Here is an 18,283-nt window from a genome sequence, read left to right on the forward strand (position 1 = left end):
ATGTTAGACAGAGAAAATAATTATGTAATGGAAGATTATCAGAAGAAATCATTGTTTTACAGCTTTTTGCCGGGTATCAGCGGAGAGCATGGGATTCCGCTCTGGTGTTATTATTTGAACCGGGGTCAGGGAATCGCAAGCTTTGGTGTGCAGGATAAGGATCACTCGATCATGGAATTTTATCCGGCTCATCAGGCTGCTGAGAGAACTCCGCTGCTGGGATTTCGGACCTTTTTGAAGGTGGACGGCGTATATGGAGAGGCTTTTGCCGAATACCAGGTTCCTAAAAACATGGTAATTGGCATGAACAGCATGAAAATCCAGGAATCCCTGCAGGACATGGGCATTGGTATTGAGGTGGAATACGAGTGTCTTACGGAAGAGCCATTAGCGGGGCTGATGCGCAAGGTGACAATAGAAAATACAGGCAGTAAAACCATCTCCCTGGAATTGGCAGACGGAATGGCTGAGCTGCTTCCATATGGTGTGGATAGCTCCTCCATGAAGGAGATGGGGCAGACAGCCAAGGCATGGATGCAGGTGTTAAATGCCGAAAGCTGCGTTCCTGCCTACAAGGTCCGTGCCAGCATGGAAGACAGCGCCCAGGTTACGGCAGTAAGCGGTGTTCATTACGGGCTTGCCAGGGATGAAGATGGAGAACTGCTTCCTGTTATTGTGGACCGTGAGGTAATGTTTGGACAGGACAGTGCACTGATTTCGGCACACGGCTTTGCAACGGCAGGCCAGGAGGCGCTTTTGGACTGCCATCAGAATACCTGCAATGACGTATCCTGCTGTTTCTTTCTGAAAAAACGGAGCTTATCACCGGGAGAAACCATGACCATTGAGGAACTGTATGGGATGGCGGAGAGTCAGGAAATTCTTGATAAGCTTGTGAAACGTACAGAAGCGCCGGGATGGTTTATGGAAAAGCGCAAAAGGGCGGTAGAGCTGACCGAAGCCCTGACCGGGCGGATCGGCACAAAAACCGGAGATCGTATGTTTGATGCCTACTGCCGTCAGACATTTCTGGACAATCTTCTCCGGGGCGGTTACCCGGAACAGATTGGAGATAAGGTGGTCTATCTGTATTCCAGAAAGCATGGGGACATGGAGCGGGATTACAATTTCTTTTCCATGCTTCCGGAATATTATTCACAGGGAAACGGAAACTTCCGTGACGTAAACCAGAACCGACGCTGCGAAACCCAGTACTCCCCATTTGTAGGAGACAGGAATATCAAGTTGTTTTACAATGCCCTGCAGGTCGATGGCTATAATCCCCTGGGCATTGAAAAGGTAACCTATACCATGCTGCCGGAGGGAAAAGAATATATGAAACAGTTTTCCGGCGAACCGGCACAAAAACTGGCATCGGGGGAATATACTCCCGGACAGCTTTACCAGGGATTAGAACAGATCATGCAGGGAAAGACCGGAGAAGAGGTCGATGCAGCATTCGAAACTCTTTTAAACGCCAGTGAAAGCGCTGATACCACAAAATTTATTGAAGGCTATTGGTGCGACCACTGGACATATAATCTGGATCTGGTGGAATCCTATCTCGCTGTGTACCCGGAAAGAGAAAAAGAACTCCTTTTTGAGGACAATACCTACACCTACCGTCAGGGAGAAGCGCGGATCCTTCCAAGAAGAAAACGCTACGAGGAAACGGAAAACGGACTTCGCCAATACCATTTCCTGGAAAAAATCGTGGACACATCTCTGCCGGAGAACCGTTATCTGAAGGATGAGGAGGGGAACGTGGTATATGCCACCCTTCTGGAAAAAATGTTTTCCCTTGCCACAGTAAAAACGGCGGCTCTGGACCCTTACGGCATGGGGATTGAGATGGAGGGAGGGAAACCCGGCTGGTATGATGCCCTGAACGGACTTCCGGGGCTTATAGGTTCCTCTATGGCAGAGTCGTATGAGCTGGAACGAATGCTGGAATATTTGCTGGAGCATCTTGAAAAGTATAAAAATGAAAAGAAAACTATAACAATTTTAACAGAAATCATGAAACTCTCTTCCTCGGTTACAAAAGCTGGTGAAAAATACTGCACAGAGCTGGAGGGCAATGGACAGGCTATCCATTTCTGGAATGCGGTCAACGATGCCAAGGAAGCCTTCTGGGAAGAAGCTGCTTATAGGGTACAGGGCACGAAAACGGCACTTTCCCTGCCGGAAATGGTGAAGATCCTGAATGCTTATCACTACATCCTGAAATGCGGCATCGAAAAATCCCGCCGGATGGGGAATGCGGTACCTGCCACCTATTATTATTACAATGCGAAATCCTGGGAAAAGCTTTCCGATGGTATCCTTCCCACGGATTTTGAGGTACGGAGCACACCTGATTTTTTGGAGGGAGCTGTACACTCTTTAAAGCTTTCCATTAAAAAGGAGGAGAAAGAAAAGATTTATCATCAGGTAAAGGAAAGCCGTTTGTATGACAAAAAGCTTGGGATGTATAAGGTGAACGCGTCCCTTTCCGAAGCGTCCTTTGAGCTGGGCCGTGCCTGTGCCTTTACGCCGGGATGGCTGGAAAATGAATCGGTCTGGCTTCATATGGAATATAAATATCTGCTGGAGCTTCTGAAATCCGGCATGTACGATGCGTTTGAAGAAGATTTCCATAAGGCGGCGGTCCCCTTCCTGGATGAAGAGACGTACGGAAGAAGCCCGCTGGAGAATTCCTCTTTTATCGCCAGCAGTGCCAACCCCAATGAGAAGATTCACGGCAAAGGATTTGTGGCCCGTTTAAGCGGCTCCACCGCAGAATTTCTCCAGATGTGGCAGCTTATGATGTTTGGACGAAGTCCGTTTACCGCAGAAAACGGGGAACTGAAGCTGGATTTGGCACCTGTGATCCCGGCTTATTTAGTGGGGGAGGAGAAGATCATCTGTGCGAATTTCCTTGGAACCATCCCTGTAGAATATTGTCTGTCGGATAAAGAAGCGCTCATTCCGGGAAATTACCGGATCAGCAGTTACGAGATCCTCTGGGAAGACGGCACTTCCATGGTGACAACACTTCCAAGAGGAGAGATCGCTGAGAGGATCCGTGAAGGCAAGGCAGCAAAGATTAAAGTATCTTTCGAAACTAAAAAAATGATACCTTAAAAAAATTTGCACCATTTTTTTACTCAGGCTGATTTTTTATAATGAGTGCACAGAGTGAAGAAAACCTTAGAGGAAAGGTTAAAAAGGAGGAAAAAGTAATGAAGTTAAAAAAAGTTATGGCGTTGTCACTGGCAGCCATGATGGCAATGTCCACAGCGGCTACTACCGTATGGGCGGAAAACGAAGAGGAAACCAGCGTAACAGGTAACGAAGATGCCTCCCAGAAACTGGTTGTATGGACACTTTCTAACGACCTTGTACAGTTCGCAGAAAAGTATTGCGAGGATAACCAGGATGTGAAGATCGAAAACGTGATCATTGCACCGGCTGACTATCCCACAAAGATCCAGTCCGCGATGCGTGGAAAATCCAAAGAGCCGGACATTATCGTAGGTGAGCCGCAGATGCTTCAGAACATGTATGAGGCAGGCTATTTTGAGGATCTGAATCAGGCACCGTACAATGCACAGGATTACGCAGATGACGTAGTAGACTACGCATGGCAGGTAGGCCAGGATGCGGACGGTATCCAGAGAACCATTTCCTACCAGATCACACCGGCAGGTATCTTCTACAGAAGAGATATCGCAAAAGAAGTCTTCGGAACAGACGATCCGGAAGAAATCGGAAAGCTGTTCAAGGATTACGATACAATCCGCGAGACAGGACAGACCTTAAAGGATGCAGGCTACAAGATTTTCGCATCTGACGGAGAAATGGTTTACTTCCTGAGCAACACCGCATGGGTTGAGGATGGCAACCTGATCGTAGACGATACAAGACTTGACTACATGGATCTCTGTGTAGACCTTTACCAGAATGATATGACCGCATACGTAGATGCCTGGTCTACAACCTGGTATCAGGCAATGGGCGGTTCCATCCCGGTAATCGATGCTGATACAAGCGTTTGGGATGAGGCTGCAATGGAAGAAGCAGCTCAGAGCGGAGATACCACTGCTGTATTTGCATACGGCCTTCCAAGCTGGGGCGTTCTGACAATGCGTGACAACGTAAAAGACCTTTCCGGAAGCTGGGGCGTTTGCTCCGGACCGAACTATGGCTTCGGCGGCGGTACTTATCTTGGAATCAACGTTATGAGCGAGAACAAAGAGCTTGCATGGGATTTTGTGAAATACTGCACTCTGACAGAGAGCACACTTGACTGGTGGATCGAGAAGTCCCAGGGCGATGTGGTTGCCTACAAACCAGTGCTTGAGAAACATGCAGACGATGAGAATGAGATCTACGGCGGTGAGAAACTGTATGATTTCTTCCTGAAACAGGCTGAAGGCATTGACTACTCCAAGGTTACAAAATATGACGATGTTCTTAAGAAAGCTTGGCAGGATGCGATCACTTCCATCAAGAAAGGCGAGATGGAAAAAGAGGATGCCATCAACAACTTCTATGATGTTGTAGCATCTACATATCCAGAGCTGAATATCGAAAGATAACGGGCAAAAGAAGCAAGACAACATAGTTGGGGCAGCCTGCAGAGGCTGCCCGTTCTGCTCATCCGGCAGGATAGAAAAGAGGGAGGAAATTATGGCATCACAAAAAGCGGTAAAAAAAAGAGATATCAATAAAACCGGCTATTTGTTTGTCGCTCCGTTCGTCATTGTGTTTCTCGTATTCAGTGTTTATCCGGTTGCCCGTACCCTGTATCTGAGCTTCAACAATTATTCGGGCTTCGGCGTTCCCCAGCCTGTGGGAATTGCCAACTATATCCGTGTATTTAAGGATAAGTTTTTCTGGAAAGCACTTGGAAATACAGTGAGAATCTGGGGTGTAAATATTGTATTGCAGTTGGGACTGGCGTTCCTTCTGACCATCGTATTCAGCGACATCAAATACAAGGTCCGCGGACTTTCCGTGTTCCGCGCACTGTATTATCTGCCGAACCTGATCGCGGCAACCTCCGTGGCATTCCTGTTCAAGACCCTTCTTGACTGGAGATACGGTACCCTGAACCAGCTCCTTATGGGAACCCACCTGATCGGCAAGCCTGTTGACTGGCTGGGACAGACCGCTACCGCACCTTATGTAGTGGCTGTGATCAGCGCATGGATGTGGTTCGGAAACTCTTTTATCATGCTGATGGCAGGCGTTCAGGGAATTTCAAAGGATTACTTTGAAGCAGCAGCTATTGACGGGGCAGGCAGGTGGAAAACATTTTTCAAGATCACCATTCCGCTTCTGAAGCCGATCCTTTTGTACGTGACCATTACTTCCCTGATCGGCGGCCTTCAGATGTTCGATATCCCGTTCCTGATGTGCGGCGGAACCATAGGAAATCCGGCAGGCTCCACACAGACTGTTGTTATGTACCTGTATAAATTCGGTTTCGAGACCAACCAGGTAGGCTTCGCATCTGCCATTGCATACGCGCTGTTTGCAATCATTCTGGTGCTGTCCATCGTGCAGTTTAAGGTCATGAATAAGAAGGAAGGAGATTGACATGGCAAAGAATATAAAAAGAATCGTCTTATATATTTTACTGATCGTGCTGGCCGTGTGCTGTCTGATTCCTTTTATACTGATGATGGTCAATGCCACACGAACAGGAAGCGAGATCGTAAGCTCCTTTACCCTGATCCCGGGACATGCGCTTAAGGATAACTGGAAGACTGTATCCGGCTATTTCAACCTGTTCCGCGGCATGGGAAACAGCCTCCTGGTTTCCATTCCGGCAACGCTTCTGACCGCTTATTTCTCAGCATTGACCGCTTATGCCCTTGCTGTATATGATTTTAAGGGAAATAAACTGATCTTTGGTGTGATCGTGGTATTTATGATGATTCCGGGACAGTTAAGCCTGATCGGTTTCTATGACCTGGTTGCAGCTTTGGGTCTGGTAGATTCCTACTGGCCGCTGATCCTTCCGGCTATTGCATCACCTGGTACTGTCTTTTTCCTGCGCCAGTACTGCCAGTCAGCCCTGCCTCCGGCGCTTCTGGAAGCAGCGAGGATGGATGGGGCGAAAGAGCTTTATCTGTTCCACAAGATCGTACTGCCTATGCTTTCGCCCGGTATTGCGACTATGGCTATCGGCGCCTTTATCGGAAACTGGAACAATTACCTGATTCCGTTGATCCTGTTAAATACGCCGGACAAGTTTACACTTCCGGTTATGATCGCATCCCTGAACTCCTCTACGGACATTACGGCAAACCAGGGAGCGATTTATCTGGCAGTTGCGATTTCCGTCATCCCAATCCTGATTGTATTTGCATTCTGCTCCAAGTATATCATCGGCAGCATTTCCGCCGGTGCGGTAAAAGAGTGAGGATGGCTGAGGGAATCAATATCTTACTTCCTTAAAAATATATAATTCAGACAGCTTTCTGTGCGGACGGCATCCTGCGATATGTGGGATGCTTGTCCGCATTAGGCGTATAGATCGTGTTACAGAAGTTCCGCATTGTAAAGAGCGAAGCGGAATGGTATTCTTATATCAGATGAAAGGGCGCCCTCTTATGGAGGGCGGCATGGAAAGAGGAAGCAGATGAATAAAAAATTATTTTCGATAGCAGCAGGAATCGGTTTGGCTGCTTTGCTGACAGGCTGCGGAACACCCTCCGCAGATGTTGTGAAAAACGAAAAAGATGATAAGCCTGTTTCGCTGGATTGGTACATCAACTTTTCATGGTATACAACCACATGGGGCGATAATGAGGTTTCCAGGGCAATCACAGACGAAACAGGGGTTTCCGTAGATTTTGTGGTACCCAAAGGAAATGAATCGGAAAAGCTGGATGCGATGATCGCGTCAGACACCCTGCCGGATCTTGTAACATTGGGATGGTGGGAAGCGCAATGCCAGGAGATGATCGAACAGGGAAAGGTGTATGCGTTAAATGAACTGGCTGATGAATATGCGCCGGAGTTTTATGAAGCGGCAAATGAAGAGACACTGAACTGGTATACCCAGAAGGATGGAAATATTTACAGCTATCCAAGCTCTTCCTACACTCCGGAGGATGTGGAAAAATACGACAATGTTTTTTCAAACCATAATTTCCTTGTGCGCAAGGACATATACGAGGCGATTGGAAGCCCGGACATGACCACACAGGAAGGATTTATGGATGCTGTTCGCAAGGCAGCAGAGCAATTCCCTGATGTGGACGGAGAACCGCTGATTCCAATTGGTTCCGATGAGTTTACGGAGAAAGGCTGCAATTCCTTTGACCTGTATCTGCAGAATTTTTTGGCAGTGCCTTACGAAAAAAACGGGGAGTATTATAACCGGAATCTGGACCCGGACTACCTTTCCTGGCTGAAGGTCTTCCGAAAGCTTGGGGAGGAAGGATATCTGAAAGAAGATATCTTTATTGACAAGCGTTCCCAATTGGAGCAGAAGATTGCCAAGGGCCAGTATTTCTGTCTGTTTTATCAGAACAGCGATATAGCAGACCAGCAAAAGACATTGAATGTACAGCATCCGGAGAGGATTTATATTGCAGTGGAAGGTCCGAGGAACCTTTCCGGGGATGACCCGGTACTGCCTGTGGTGGGGATCCATGGGTGGACAACAACCTATATCTCAAAAAATTGTAAGGACCCGGAGAAGGCAATCAGGTTTTTAGCCTATCTTATGAGTGAAGAGGGACAGAAGATGGTTTATCTGGGTGTGGAAGGCAGCATGTATGATATGGTGGATGGAAGTCCGGTGGCAAAACCGGAAGTCCTGGAGCTATTGAACAGCGACAGAACTGCCTACAATAAAAAATACGGCGGAGACGATACCTATTGGATGCTGCAGAATAACGCCATGCAGCTTGCCTGGGAGTATAATCCGGACGATTCGATCAGGCAGATGAAGGAGTGGACATGGCCCTATACCGCCTATACCGGGCAGTATGATCTGGGTTTTGAGGACAGTGAGGAGGGACGGACTCTTTACAGCAAAGTGCAGAGGATTTGGGGAAGCACCCTGCCAAGGCTTTTGCTGGCAGACTCAGATGAGGAGTTTGACCGTCTCATCGAGGAATGTGTACAGGCTGGCGAGGAGGCTGGATATGAGCGTTTCGCCCAGCTTGCAACAGAAGAGTTCAAAAGTAATAAAGCAAAGTTTGGTATGGCAGATGAAAAGGATTAAGAAAATTTTTTCAAAATTGAAACTGAATCAAAAATTCACTCTGGTGATCTTGCTTCTTGTTATGGCGCCGCTGTTTATTTTTTCTTCCATTATTTTTAAGAATATGGAGGATAACGCCGTACAGCAGCTTTGCACAGATACTCAGGGACAGGCGCGGGACACTTACAATACGCTCCAGAAAACTGTGGAGCTGTGTAACATGTCCACCCAGACCTTTCTGAATGATCAGGGCTTGCAGGAGTTTCTGGAAAGGCTGAAAAGAGGGGATGAGATTTCCACCATGGAATACCTGGAGTTTGACCGGGAGAATATTGCTATGCTGGAGCGTATGGTAAACAGCAACCCCTATCTTTATCAGATCTGTGTGTATGCGTACAACAACGACTTTCCGGAGATGATGCCTATTTTATATCATCAGAACCGGATGGAGAGTCTGCCGTGGGCAAAGGATTATGAGTCGGGAAGCTGGCAGTTTAACTATCCGGACAGCGTCCAGTCCAATGCTACCATGAATGCCTCCAGCCATCTGATGTCTCTGGTGAGCACCATGCGGGATGATTCCGGGGAGGAGATCGGTGTGGTGGAGGTTGCAGTCGCCATGGATGAAATTTTTCCCTGGGTTTTTGACTCGGATTCAGAAAACTGGGCTTGCTTTGTCAGCGATAACGGCACTGTTTATCAGGTAGGGGACGGTGAAGCACAGGAAAAATGGACGAGCATGGCAGACGAGATCCTGGATCATGCGGAACCTGAGAACGGGCAGAGCGTTATCCATACCCAAATTGCGGGTGAGAACATGGTTCTTGCGGTACAGCCGGTGAAAGAGCTTTCCGGCACCTATATCCAGGCCACCAGTATTCAGGGCAGGATGGATGCCATCTGGCGTCAGGAGAACCTTCTTTCGGTTATGCTGGTAGGGATCTTTGTGCTGCTGAGTCTGATTATCAACGCCCTGGTAAAGGCTCTTTTGAAAAAGTTTTATGAAACATTGCGGGTTATCCGTGAGGTGCAAAAGGGAAATCTAAACGTCCGGGTGGAAAACAACGGACAGGACGAAATGGGTGAGCTGGGTAACCAGATTGATAAGATGCTGGACCGTATTCAGGAGCTGATCAGGGAAAACATCGACAGAGAGGTTCTGATCAAAAACACCCAGGTGAAGGCACTGCAGAATCAGATCAACGCCCATTTTATTTATAATGTGCTGGAATCTGTTAAGATGATGGCGGAAATTGATGAGGAATATGAGATTTCTGATGCGGTGACAGCACTGGGAGAGCTGCTTCGCTACAGCATGAAATGGGTTTCCGGCAATGTGTTGATACGGCAGGAGATCGAGTATATCAAAAATTATATTGTGCTCATGAATCTGCGCTATGATTTTACTATTACGTTGTCCGTGAAAATACCGGAGTATATTTATGAACAGGAAATTCTTAAGATGTCCCTCCAGCCGATCGTGGAAAATGCAATTGTCCACGGCATTGAGGAGCAGGACGAGGATGCCACTATTTATATTAAGGTGGTGGAATACGGGGAGTATTATGATATAGAAATCACAGATTCCGGAGTGGGAATGAACCAGGTGCAGTTAGACCTTCTTTATAAAAAGCTGAGCGGAGAAGTGGAGGTCAGCGGCGGTTCCGGAAATGGGATCGGGCTTAAAAACGTGCAGGACCGCATTCATATGGAATTCGGGGAAAGGTATGGGCTTCATTTTGCGGCAAAAGAAGGCTGCTACACCAAGGTTTCGGTAAGGCTGCCTGTGACTGCAAAAAGTGGGGCTAAGCCTGTGGAGGTCTGTGAAGAGACTTACTGATTTAGAGGAAAAGAAAATGAAAACATTATTAGTTGTGGAAGATGAAAAAATGATCCGTCAGGGTATTGCAACTATGGCAAAGCGCTGTGCTGTACCTATTGAGGAGGTATTGGAGTGCCGCAATGGAGTGGAGGCTATGGAGATCTTAAGGAGCCGTCCCATTGACGTAATGTTTACGGATATCCGCATGCCAAAGATGGATGGGATCGAGCTGGTAAAAAATGTGACACAGCTTAAGCAGCGTCCTCTGATCGTGGTGGTCAGCGGATACGATGATTTCAATTATGCAGTGGAGATGATGAAGAATGGCGTGAGGGATTATCTCTTAAAGCCAGTGAAACGCGATAAGGTAGAAGAAATTCTGAGAAAGCTGGAAAAAGAGGTTCACGCAGAGCGGCAGCAGGAGAAAGAGGAGATTCTGAATGTGGAAAATCAGTTCCGTCATCTTTTGCTGAATGAAAATGTCAGGGAAGAGGATTGGGAACTTGTGGGGAGAAAGGTTTCCGATATTATGAAAATCCGCAGGGATGGGGATTATCTTCTTGTAGTAGGATGCCAGTCTTCTGAAGGTATGGAATGTGCAAAAGGGCCATGGTTTAAGGTGGAGGATGTGGAGGATCAGACAGTTCTTTTCATGAGTGCCGGGATGGAGGAAGAGGTAAAGGCAAAAATTGAGAAATGGGGAGGATGTTTGGGATTTTCCGGAATACATGCGGACAGGAGAGAGTTGGGCCAGGCGTATCAGGAAGCTTTGTCAGCGAGAAAAACAGCTTTTGTGACCGGTAGAGCGTTTGTGCGGTTTAGCGGAACGGTCGCTGATCAGATAAAAAGTGGGATTCCGGAAGGATTTGAAGAGCAGTTCCTGAATCAGTTTTCTGCGGATAGGACGGAAGAGGCAATAAAAAAGCTTTGCAATCTGTTTTTTGACGCAAAACATCATCCGGAGGCGTTTCCGGGAATTGTGGAGATGGCAGAGAGAATCCGAAAAAATCTGGAGGATACATATGGAAAAATGCTGGCGGATCAAGGGGAATCTATAACAGGCTGCAGGATGCCTCTCTGCTATGGAACAGCAGATATATTCCTGGAGCATTTCCGGGAATGGACGATGCAGATGAGGGTTTGCCTGAAGGAGCAGTTTGACAGTGATCAGAACCGCCAGAAAATAGGCGAGGCAGTGCGGTTTATTCAGGAAAACTATCAGAAGAATTTAAATATGGCAATGGTATCCAACTATGTTTCCATGAATTATTCGCTGTTTTCCGTGACATTTAAGGAATATACAGGGACTAATTTTGTAAATTACCTGAAAAATATCAGGGTTGCGGAGGCAAAGAAGATTCTGGAGGAAACGGATGAAAAGATTGTGGATGTGAGCCGGAAGGTTGGATACGAGAATGAAAAGCATTTTATGAAAATTTTTAAATCCGTGTGCGGAGTATCTCCATCAGAGTACCGGAAGAGTGTGGAGATGCGGAAAAAGTAAGATGCACCGGGGCGGGGTGCCTTATGAGTTGTTTGCTAAATACTGCAAAACAGCTTTTGCAACCCCGTCCTTTTCATTTGTATCGGTGACAGAATAAGCGGCCTCCTTGCAGGTTTCAGTACCATTTCCCATAGCGATGCCGTATTTTACGGCAGAAAGCATGGAAATATCGTTGTCCGCATCACCGAAGGCCATAGCCTCCTCCGGTGAAATCTGCAAAAGCTCAAGGAGCTTTAAAAGCGTATTTCCCTTTCCGGCATTTTCGTTTCCGATCTCAAGGAGATGAGAAACAGAGGAGGTGACATAGATGCCCGGTACGTCTGTGAGTAGAGAGTGCCGGAAATCTTCTCGGAATGCAGGAGTCCCGCCTACAAACGTTATGCTGTCAAGGCGATGGCGGTTTTCCATGGCAAAATGCGAAATATCCGCCACAGGGCGGCGCGTCCTTTTGACATAAGCGGCGCCGTAATCAGTAGCACCGTAGGCTTTCGGATTTTCTACATAATCCTGTCCGGAATAAGGGACACCATCCATAAAGACTTCCATGACCATGCCAGCAGGCTTTTCTTTGCTCAGGATAGAAGTCACAGCCTTTGGGTCCAGAATGCACTCATAGATCCGCTTTCCCTGGGACAGGGAATAAATGGCGGCTCCGTTGGATATGATCACGTATTCTGTATTGGGAAGTCCAAGGACTTCCTTTGGCACAGCCGAAAAGGAGCGCCCCGTAGCTGGCACGAAACAGATTCCCCGCCTGGCTGTTTCTTCCAGTGTCCTCCGGGTCATTTCTGATATTTCTTTTTTATCTGTAAGCAGCGTCCCGTCCAGGTCGCTGGCGATCAATCGGATTCCCATAACTTTTCTCTCTCTTTTTTACTTGTTTTTCATCTGAAAATATATATAATTATATCATACCCTTAACAAATAAGGGAACAAAAAAAGCTGAGCCGTGAAGCGGGGAATGTAAAATCATCCCGTTTGGAGGAAACTGTATGTATAAAACGACGAGATACGAGGCGGAAGTTCCGGTTGAGGAATATGTTGATAAATACGTGGATGTAGACACATTTCTGAAAGCCTGTCAGGCCTGTCAGAATTACGACCATGTGTGGTCCTGCCCGCCATATGATTTTGATGTAATAGAATACTGGAAAAAGTATAAAACTTTCAGGCTGATTGCCACAAAGATAGAGTTTGACCAGGAAGCACTGGAAAGGACTTATGAGCCGGACGAGCTTCAGAACATTCTTGAGAGCGTGCTGCCCGTAGAGAAACAGCGCCTGACCGATGAGCTTCTCGCAGCGGAAAAAGACTTTCCGGGAAGCATCAGCCTTTCCGCCGGCTCCTGCCGCAGATGCAAAGGCGGCTGCAGTAAGCCGGAGGGAAAGCCATGCCGTTTCCCGGAAACCATGCGCTATTCCATTGAATCTCTGGGTGGAAATGTGGGCATGACTATTGAGAAGCTGATGGGCTTAAATCTGGAATGGATGGAAGCGGGCCGTCTGCCCCATCATTTTGTATTAGTATGCGGGCTGCTGATTCCGTAATGGAAGGAGGAACATTATGAAATTTATATATCCTGCAATATTCCGTAAAACCGAACAGGGAACCTATAAGGGATATTTCCCGGACCTGGCAGACTGCGGCGGAGAAGGAGATACCCTGGATGAGGCCATTGAGAATGCCAATGCCGCAGCCTATGACTGGATTACCCTGGAGCTGTCCGAGGACATTCCTGAAATGCCGCCTATCTCAGATCCGGAGGATCTGGAACTTTCAGAAGGTGACATTTTGCGTAATATCTCTGTTAATATCCGGCTCTATGAAGGCTGGGACGAGTAGCGGCAAAACGGACTTAATGAGATTGTTACTATAAGAACCAAATGCTATGCAAGCTGCGGGGTATTTGGCTGTGAGGATTGTGTATGAGCGTCGGGAGCAGAGAATTTCAGCACGAGCTGATCATTCCTAACGAAGGTTTACCCTTTAAGCTGTTTCTGTTTGAAGGCGGAAACGGCAATTATGAGAGAGAGAAGCACTGGCATACTTCAGTGGAGTTGTTTGCTGTTCTGGACGGCAGTTTATCCTTTTTTCTCAATGAGGAGGAATATCCTCTGGAAGCGGGGGAGCTTATCATTATTAATTCGAATGAAATCCATTCCATTCATGCTCCTGTGCAGAATCAAACAGTGGTGCTGCAGATTCCTTTGAAGCAGTTTGAACCGTATTTTACGGCACAGCGGTTTATCCGTTTTAAGAGCGCTGCCCGACTGGGAAGGGACAAAAAATCGGAAATCCCGGATAACAGGAAGCTGGCGTTTTTCATAGAGGAGCTTTATAAGGTTTATACTGCCCGGGAGGTAGGATGGGAGTTCCGCACCATGGCATTGTATTACAACATCCTTTTTCTTCTGGTAAAGGATTACCGGGAATCCGAAGCTGCCCCAAAAGAGATTCAGGACAGCCGCCGTCTGGATGCGCTGTCAAAGATTACCACCTATATGCGGGAGCACTACACCGAGGAATTAAAGCTTTCCGATATGGCTGTCATGTTCGGGTATTCCGATGCGTATCTGTCCCGTATGTTTAAAAAATATGCGAAAGTCAATTTTAAATCATACCTTCAGGAAATCCGCATGGCGTTTGCCTACAGGGAGCTGATGAACACGGACCATACCATCAGCCAGATCGCTATGGATAACGGCTTTGCAAGCAGCAGAGCCTTTTCCGGGGAATTCAGGAAAAAATACGGGATCCTCCCAAGCGAAGTAAAGCGGGGAGGAACAGCAGATAGTCATTGAAATGTCAAAAAAGTGCTATAGATTAGACAAGAAATCCGGCGAAAAGCATACCATACATGTGGTATGCTTTTTTCAGCTTATAACAAAGAGGTATCATCATGAAAAGGAGATGAAAAGGTGAAGATTCAAAGTGTAGCAGACGCTTCTTTCCTGAAATATGGAAAGGTATTGGAGGGATATGATTTTAGCGGGCTTTTAAAGGAAATGAAACATACTCCGGTTCCGGAGGATGTGATCTATGTCCCTTCTGTGGAAGAGCTTGAGGCGCTGGATGTCGCAAAGAAATTGCAGAACAAAGGATTTGGCGGGCTGCCGGTTCAGATTGGCTACTGTAATGGACACAATAAAAAGCTGAATGCTGTGGAATACCACCGGAATTCTGAAATCAATGTGGCGGTCACAGATTTAGTCCTGCTAATTGGACAGCAGCAGGATATTGAGGCGGATTTTACATATGACACTTCAAAAATTGAGGCGTTCCTGGTTCCTGCCGGAACGGGCATCGAGGTTTATGCCACTACGCTGCATTATGCGCCCTGTCATGTAAAGGAAAGCGGTTTCCAGTGTGTAGTAGTTCTGCCGAAGGGCACCAATACGGAGCTTACCTTCCAGACAGAGTCAGAGGGTGAGGACAGCCTGATGACGGCAAAGAACAAATGGCTGATCGCCCACGAGGATGCAAAGATTCCAGGGGCATTTAACGGACTTAAAGGTGAAAATATTACAATTGAATAAAAAATGAAAAGGAGAATCAACATGATCAACAACAGACCACAGGTAAAAATCGGTATTGTAGCAGTGAGCAGGGACTGTTTTCCGGAAAGCCTTTCCGTAAACAGAAGAAAAGCTCTTGTAGAGGCTTACAAGGCAAAATATGATGATAGCGAAATTTATGAATGTCCGATCTGTATCGTGGAAAGCGAGATCCATATGGTACAGGCATTAGAGGACATTAAAAAAGCAGGCTGCAACGCTCTGTGCGTATATCTTGGAAACTTCGGGCCTGAGATTTCCGAGACACTTCTTGCAAAGCATTTCGAAGGACCTAAAATGTTTATTGCAGCAGCAGAGGAGTCCGGCGATGATCTTGTACAGGGCCGCGGTGACGCATACTGCGGAATGTTAAATGCAAGCTACAACTTAAAGCTCCGCGGAGTAAAAGCCTACATCCCGGAATATCCGGTTGGAAACGCAGAGGAATGCGCAGATATGATCCATGAGTTTGTGCCAATTGCAAAAGCCATCGATGGGCTGAACAACTTAAAGATCATCAGCTTTGGCCCGCGCCCGTTAAACTTCCTTGCCTGCAACGCACCGATCCAGCAGCTTTATAATATCGGCGTAGAAATTGAGGAGAATTCTGAGCTTGATTTGTTTGAGGCATTTAACAAACATGCAGGAGACGAGAGAATCCCGGCGCTTGTTGAGGAGATGGCGGCAGAGCTTGGAAACGGAAACAACAAGCCGGAGATCCTGCCTAAGCTGGCACAGTATGAGCTGACCTTAAAGGATTGGGTAGAGGAGCACAGAGGCTACCGCAAGTATGTGACCATCGCCGGAAAATGCTGGCCTGCATTCCAGACACAGTTCGGCTTTGTGCCCTGCTACGTAAACGGACGTCTTGCCGCACAGGGAATCCCGGTATCCTGCGAGGTTGATATTTACGGGGCACTGAGCGAGTTCATCGGTACGGTTGTAAGCAATGACACCGTTACCCTGCTTGACATTAACAACTCTGTGCCGAACGATATGTTCAAGAGCGATATCGAGGGCAAATATAACTATACACAGAAGGATACCTTCATGGGCTTCCACTGCGGAAATACAGCGGCAGGAAAGCTTTCCTCCTGCTCCATGAAATATCAGATGATCATGGCAAGAACCCTTCCGGAAGAAGTAACACAGGGGACTTTGGAGGGAGATATTGTTCCCGGAGACATCACCTTCTACCGCCTGCAGAGCACGGCTGACAATAAGCTTCGTGCGTACATTGCACAGGGCGAGGTGCTTCCGGTGGCTACACGCTCCTTTGGTTCCATCGGTATCTTTGCAATTCCGGAGATGGGACGTTTCTACCGCCATGTGCTGATCGAGAAAAACTTCCCGCATCACGGCGCAGTAGCATTCGGTCGCTTTGGAAAAGCTTTATTTGAGGTATTTAAGTACATCGGCGTTCCGGTGGATGAGATTGGTTACAACCAGCCTGCAGGCGTAAGATATCCGACTGAGAATCCCTGGAGATAAGTATATCCGAATACGTTAGCATAGCTGCCGCCCCATTGGGACGGCAGTTGCTTCAAGAAAACAGGAGGAAAACTATGTATTATATTGGTATTGATCTGGGCACTTCTTCTGTGAAACTTCTGCTTATGGAGGAGTCCGGTAAGATCAGCAATATTGTTTCAAGAGAATATCCGCTGTACTTCCCTCATCCCGGCTGGTCTGAGCAGAACCCGGAGGACTGGTTTGCGCAGAGTATGGAAGGCATGAAGGAGCTGACAGCAGGAATCGACCGGACCCAGGTGGCTGGCATCAGCTTCGGCGGACAGATGCACGGTCTTGTAACCCTGGATGAAAATGATCAGGTCATCCGCCCCGCTATCCTGTGGAACGATGGACGTTCCGGTGAGGAAACGGAGTATCTGAATACGGTCATAGGCAAAGACGTGCTTTCACAGTATACGGCGAACATTGCATTTGCTGGCTTTACAGCGCCAAAGATCCTCTGGATGAAGAAAAACGAGCCTGAAAAATTCGAAAAAGTGAAAAAGATCATGCTTCCCAAGGATTATCTGGCATACCGGTTATCAGGGGCATTCTGCACGGACGTTTCCGACGCTTCCGGAATGCTGCTTCTGGATGTGAAAAACCGCTGCTGGTCTGAAAAAATGCTTGCTGTCTGCGGCATTACCGCAGAACAGCTTCCAAAGGTCTACGAGAGCTGGGAAGTAGTAGGCACTTTGAAACCAGAGGTTGCACAGGAGCTTGGTTTCTCCCAAGAAGTAAAGGTGATCGCAGGAGCAGGCGACAATGCAGCAGCAGCCGTAGGAACAGGCACCGTAGGAGACGGACAGTGCAATATTTCACTGGGAACCTCCGGGACCATTTTCATCTCCAGCAAAAACTTCGGTGTGGATGAAAACAACGCCTTACATTCCTTCTGTCACGCAGACGGAAGCTATCACCTGATGGGCTGCATGTTAAGCGCTGCCTCCTGCAACAAGTGGTGGGCAGAGGAAATCCTGGGAACAAAAGATTTTGGTAAAGAGCAGGCAGATATCACAAAACTAGGGGAAAACAACGTCTTTTTCCTTCCATATCTGATGGGAGAGCGGTCCCCTCACAATAACCCTGACGCCAGAGGCGTATTTTTCGGAATGTCCATGGACACCACAAGAGCGGACATGACACAGGCAGTTCTGGAAGGCGTGGCATTTGCTCTCCGTGACTCCCTGGAAGTGGCAAGAAGCCTTGGCATTAAGATCGAGAGAACAAAAATCTGCGGCGGCGGAGCAAAAAGCCCGCTGTGGAAAAAGATCATTGCCAATGTTATGAATCTGAAGGTAGATGTTCTGGAAAATGAAGAAGGCCCCTCCATGGGCGGCGCCATGCTGGCAGCGGTTGGCTGCGGCGCATACCCGGATGTGGAAACCATCGGCAAAAAGCTTGCCAAAGTAGTAGATACCGTGGAGCCGGATACGGAGCTGGTTGCAAAATATGAAGAAAAATATCAGAAATTCCGTACGCTTTATCCGGCAATGAAGCCTTTATTTTAAACTGCAAAGGCTATAAAGAAACAAAAATAGTATATTGAAAAGTGCTCAAAAGTACATGGGAAAGGGTTTGATTTTCCATGTACTTTTTCTGCATATGTGGATGAAATCCGTAGCTTTTCCAGGAGCAATGTGCTATGATTATAAAACCATAATCTGACAACAGGAGGAACG

At 47.3% G+C, this 18,283-nt stretch carries 14 protein-coding genes; 13 read left to right on the forward strand and 1 reads right to left on the reverse strand.

From position 1 onward, the window contains the following. The 7 genes from ACESZH_RS12130 (at position 1) to ACESZH_RS12160 (ending at position 11,535) form a co-directional block, all read left to right on the forward strand. Positions 1-3,126, forward strand: a complete 3,126-nt coding sequence (locus tag ACESZH_RS12130; RefSeq protein ID WP_373216426.1) for a cellobiose phosphorylase — start codon at positions 1-3, stop codon at positions 3,124-3,126. A gap of 98 nt (positions 3,127-3,224) precedes the next feature. Then, the gene (locus ACESZH_RS12135; protein ID WP_373216428.1) at positions 3,225-4,583 is read left to right on the forward strand and encodes an ABC transporter substrate-binding protein; all 1,359 of its coding nucleotides are present in this window, start codon (positions 3,225-3,227) and stop codon (positions 4,581-4,583) included. Positions 4,584-4,674: 91 nt separating this feature from the next. After that, positions 4,675-5,586, forward strand: a complete 912-nt coding sequence (locus ACESZH_RS12140) for a carbohydrate ABC transporter permease (protein ID WP_373216430.1) — start codon at positions 4,675-4,677, stop codon at positions 5,584-5,586. 1 nt (position 5,587) lies between these two features. Next, complete coding sequence (locus tag ACESZH_RS12145) at positions 5,588-6,415, forward strand: carbohydrate ABC transporter permease (protein ID WP_373216431.1); 828 nt, start codon at positions 5,588-5,590, stop codon at positions 6,413-6,415. Positions 6,416-6,634: 219 nt separating this feature from the next. Next, positions 6,635-8,230: an ABC transporter substrate-binding protein gene (locus tag ACESZH_RS12150; RefSeq protein WP_373216433.1), complete on the forward strand. Its 1,596-nt coding sequence runs from the start codon at positions 6,635-6,637 to the stop codon at positions 8,228-8,230. 16 nt (positions 8,231-8,246) lie between these two features. After that, positions 8,247-10,049, forward strand: coding sequence for a histidine kinase (locus ACESZH_RS12155; RefSeq protein WP_373216434.1), 1,803 nt, complete (start codon positions 8,247-8,249; stop codon positions 10,047-10,049). Between the two features lie 16 nt (positions 10,050-10,065). Continuing rightward, positions 10,066-11,535 carry a response regulator gene (locus tag ACESZH_RS12160; protein WP_373216436.1) on the forward strand — a complete coding sequence of 490 codons (1,470 nt, stop codon included), beginning with the start codon at positions 10,066-10,068 and terminating at the stop codon, positions 11,533-11,535. Between the two features lie 21 nt (positions 11,536-11,556). On the opposite strand, the gene ACESZH_RS12165 is transcribed toward ACESZH_RS12160, so the two are convergent. Then, positions 11,557-12,390: a Cof-type HAD-IIB family hydrolase gene (locus ACESZH_RS12165; RefSeq protein WP_373216437.1), complete on the reverse strand. Its 834-nt coding sequence runs from the start codon at positions 12,388-12,390 to the stop codon at positions 11,557-11,559. Positions 12,391-12,527: 137 nt separating this feature from the next. Between ACESZH_RS12165 and ACESZH_RS12170 the strand changes: the two genes are divergently transcribed. The 6 genes from ACESZH_RS12170 (at position 12,528) to xylB (ending at position 18,112) form a co-directional block, all read left to right on the forward strand. After that, on the forward strand, positions 12,528-13,082 hold the full coding sequence (locus tag ACESZH_RS12170; protein ID WP_373216439.1) for a DUF2284 domain-containing protein: 555 nt from the start codon (positions 12,528-12,530) through the stop codon (positions 13,080-13,082). Between the two features lie 16 nt (positions 13,083-13,098). Next, positions 13,099-13,377: a type II toxin-antitoxin system HicB family antitoxin gene (locus ACESZH_RS12175; protein ID WP_373216440.1), complete on the forward strand. Its 279-nt coding sequence runs from the start codon at positions 13,099-13,101 to the stop codon at positions 13,375-13,377. Between the two features lie 83 nt (positions 13,378-13,460). Next, positions 13,461-14,336, forward strand: a complete 876-nt coding sequence (locus tag ACESZH_RS12180) for a helix-turn-helix domain-containing protein (RefSeq protein ID WP_373216441.1) — start codon at positions 13,461-13,463, stop codon at positions 14,334-14,336. Between the two features lie 117 nt (positions 14,337-14,453). After that, positions 14,454-15,071 carry a DUF4867 family protein gene (locus ACESZH_RS12185; protein ID WP_373216442.1) on the forward strand — a complete coding sequence of 206 codons (618 nt, stop codon included), beginning with the start codon at positions 14,454-14,456 and terminating at the stop codon, positions 15,069-15,071. A 21-nt stretch (positions 15,072-15,092) separates the two neighbouring features. Then, complete coding sequence (locus tag ACESZH_RS12190) at positions 15,093-16,580, forward strand: L-fucose/L-arabinose isomerase family protein (RefSeq protein ID WP_373216444.1); 1,488 nt, start codon at positions 15,093-15,095, stop codon at positions 16,578-16,580. Between the two features lie 74 nt (positions 16,581-16,654). Beyond that, complete coding sequence (gene xylB, locus ACESZH_RS12195; RefSeq protein WP_373216446.1) at positions 16,655-18,112, forward strand: xylulokinase; 1,458 nt, start codon at positions 16,655-16,657, stop codon at positions 18,110-18,112. Positions 18,113-18,283: the final 171 nt, after the last annotated feature.

The sequence above is a fragment of the Ruminococcus sp. 5_1_39BFAA genome, assembly GCF_964240875.1.
Lineage (GTDB): Bacteria > Bacillota > Clostridia > Lachnospirales > Lachnospiraceae > Blautia_A.

Excerpts from the sequence above, each read along its gene's own strand:
- ACESZH_RS12190 (WP_373216444.1), top strand. The coding sequence starts at position 15,093 with ATGATCAACAACAGACCACAGGTAAAAATCGGTATTGTAGCAGTGAGC.
- ACESZH_RS12180 (WP_373216441.1), top strand. The coding sequence starts at position 13,461 with ATGAGCGTCGGGAGCAGAGAATTTCAGCACGAGCTGATCATTCCTAAC.
- ACESZH_RS12165 (WP_373216437.1), bottom strand. The coding sequence starts at position 12,390 with ATGGGAATCCGATTGATCGCCAGCGACCTGGACGGGACGCTGCTTACA.
- xylB (WP_373216446.1), top strand. The coding sequence starts at position 16,655 with ATGTATTATATTGGTATTGATCTGGGCACTTCTTCTGTGAAACTTCTG.
- ACESZH_RS12130 (WP_373216426.1), top strand. The coding sequence starts at position 1 with ATGTTAGACAGAGAAAATAATTATGTAATGGAAGATTATCAGAAGAAA.
- ACESZH_RS12160 (WP_373216436.1), top strand. The coding sequence starts at position 10,066 with ATGAAAACATTATTAGTTGTGGAAGATGAAAAAATGATCCGTCAGGGT.
- ACESZH_RS12175 (WP_373216440.1), top strand. The coding sequence starts at position 13,099 with ATGAAATTTATATATCCTGCAATATTCCGTAAAACCGAACAGGGAACC.
- ACESZH_RS12170 (WP_373216439.1), top strand. The coding sequence starts at position 12,528 with ATGTATAAAACGACGAGATACGAGGCGGAAGTTCCGGTTGAGGAATAT.
- ACESZH_RS12150 (WP_373216433.1), top strand. The coding sequence starts at position 6,635 with ATGAATAAAAAATTATTTTCGATAGCAGCAGGAATCGGTTTGGCTGCT.
- ACESZH_RS12140 (WP_373216430.1), top strand. The coding sequence starts at position 4,675 with ATGGCATCACAAAAAGCGGTAAAAAAAAGAGATATCAATAAAACCGGC.
- ACESZH_RS12135 (WP_373216428.1), top strand. The coding sequence starts at position 3,225 with ATGAAGTTAAAAAAAGTTATGGCGTTGTCACTGGCAGCCATGATGGCA.
- ACESZH_RS12145 (WP_373216431.1), top strand. The coding sequence starts at position 5,588 with ATGGCAAAGAATATAAAAAGAATCGTCTTATATATTTTACTGATCGTG.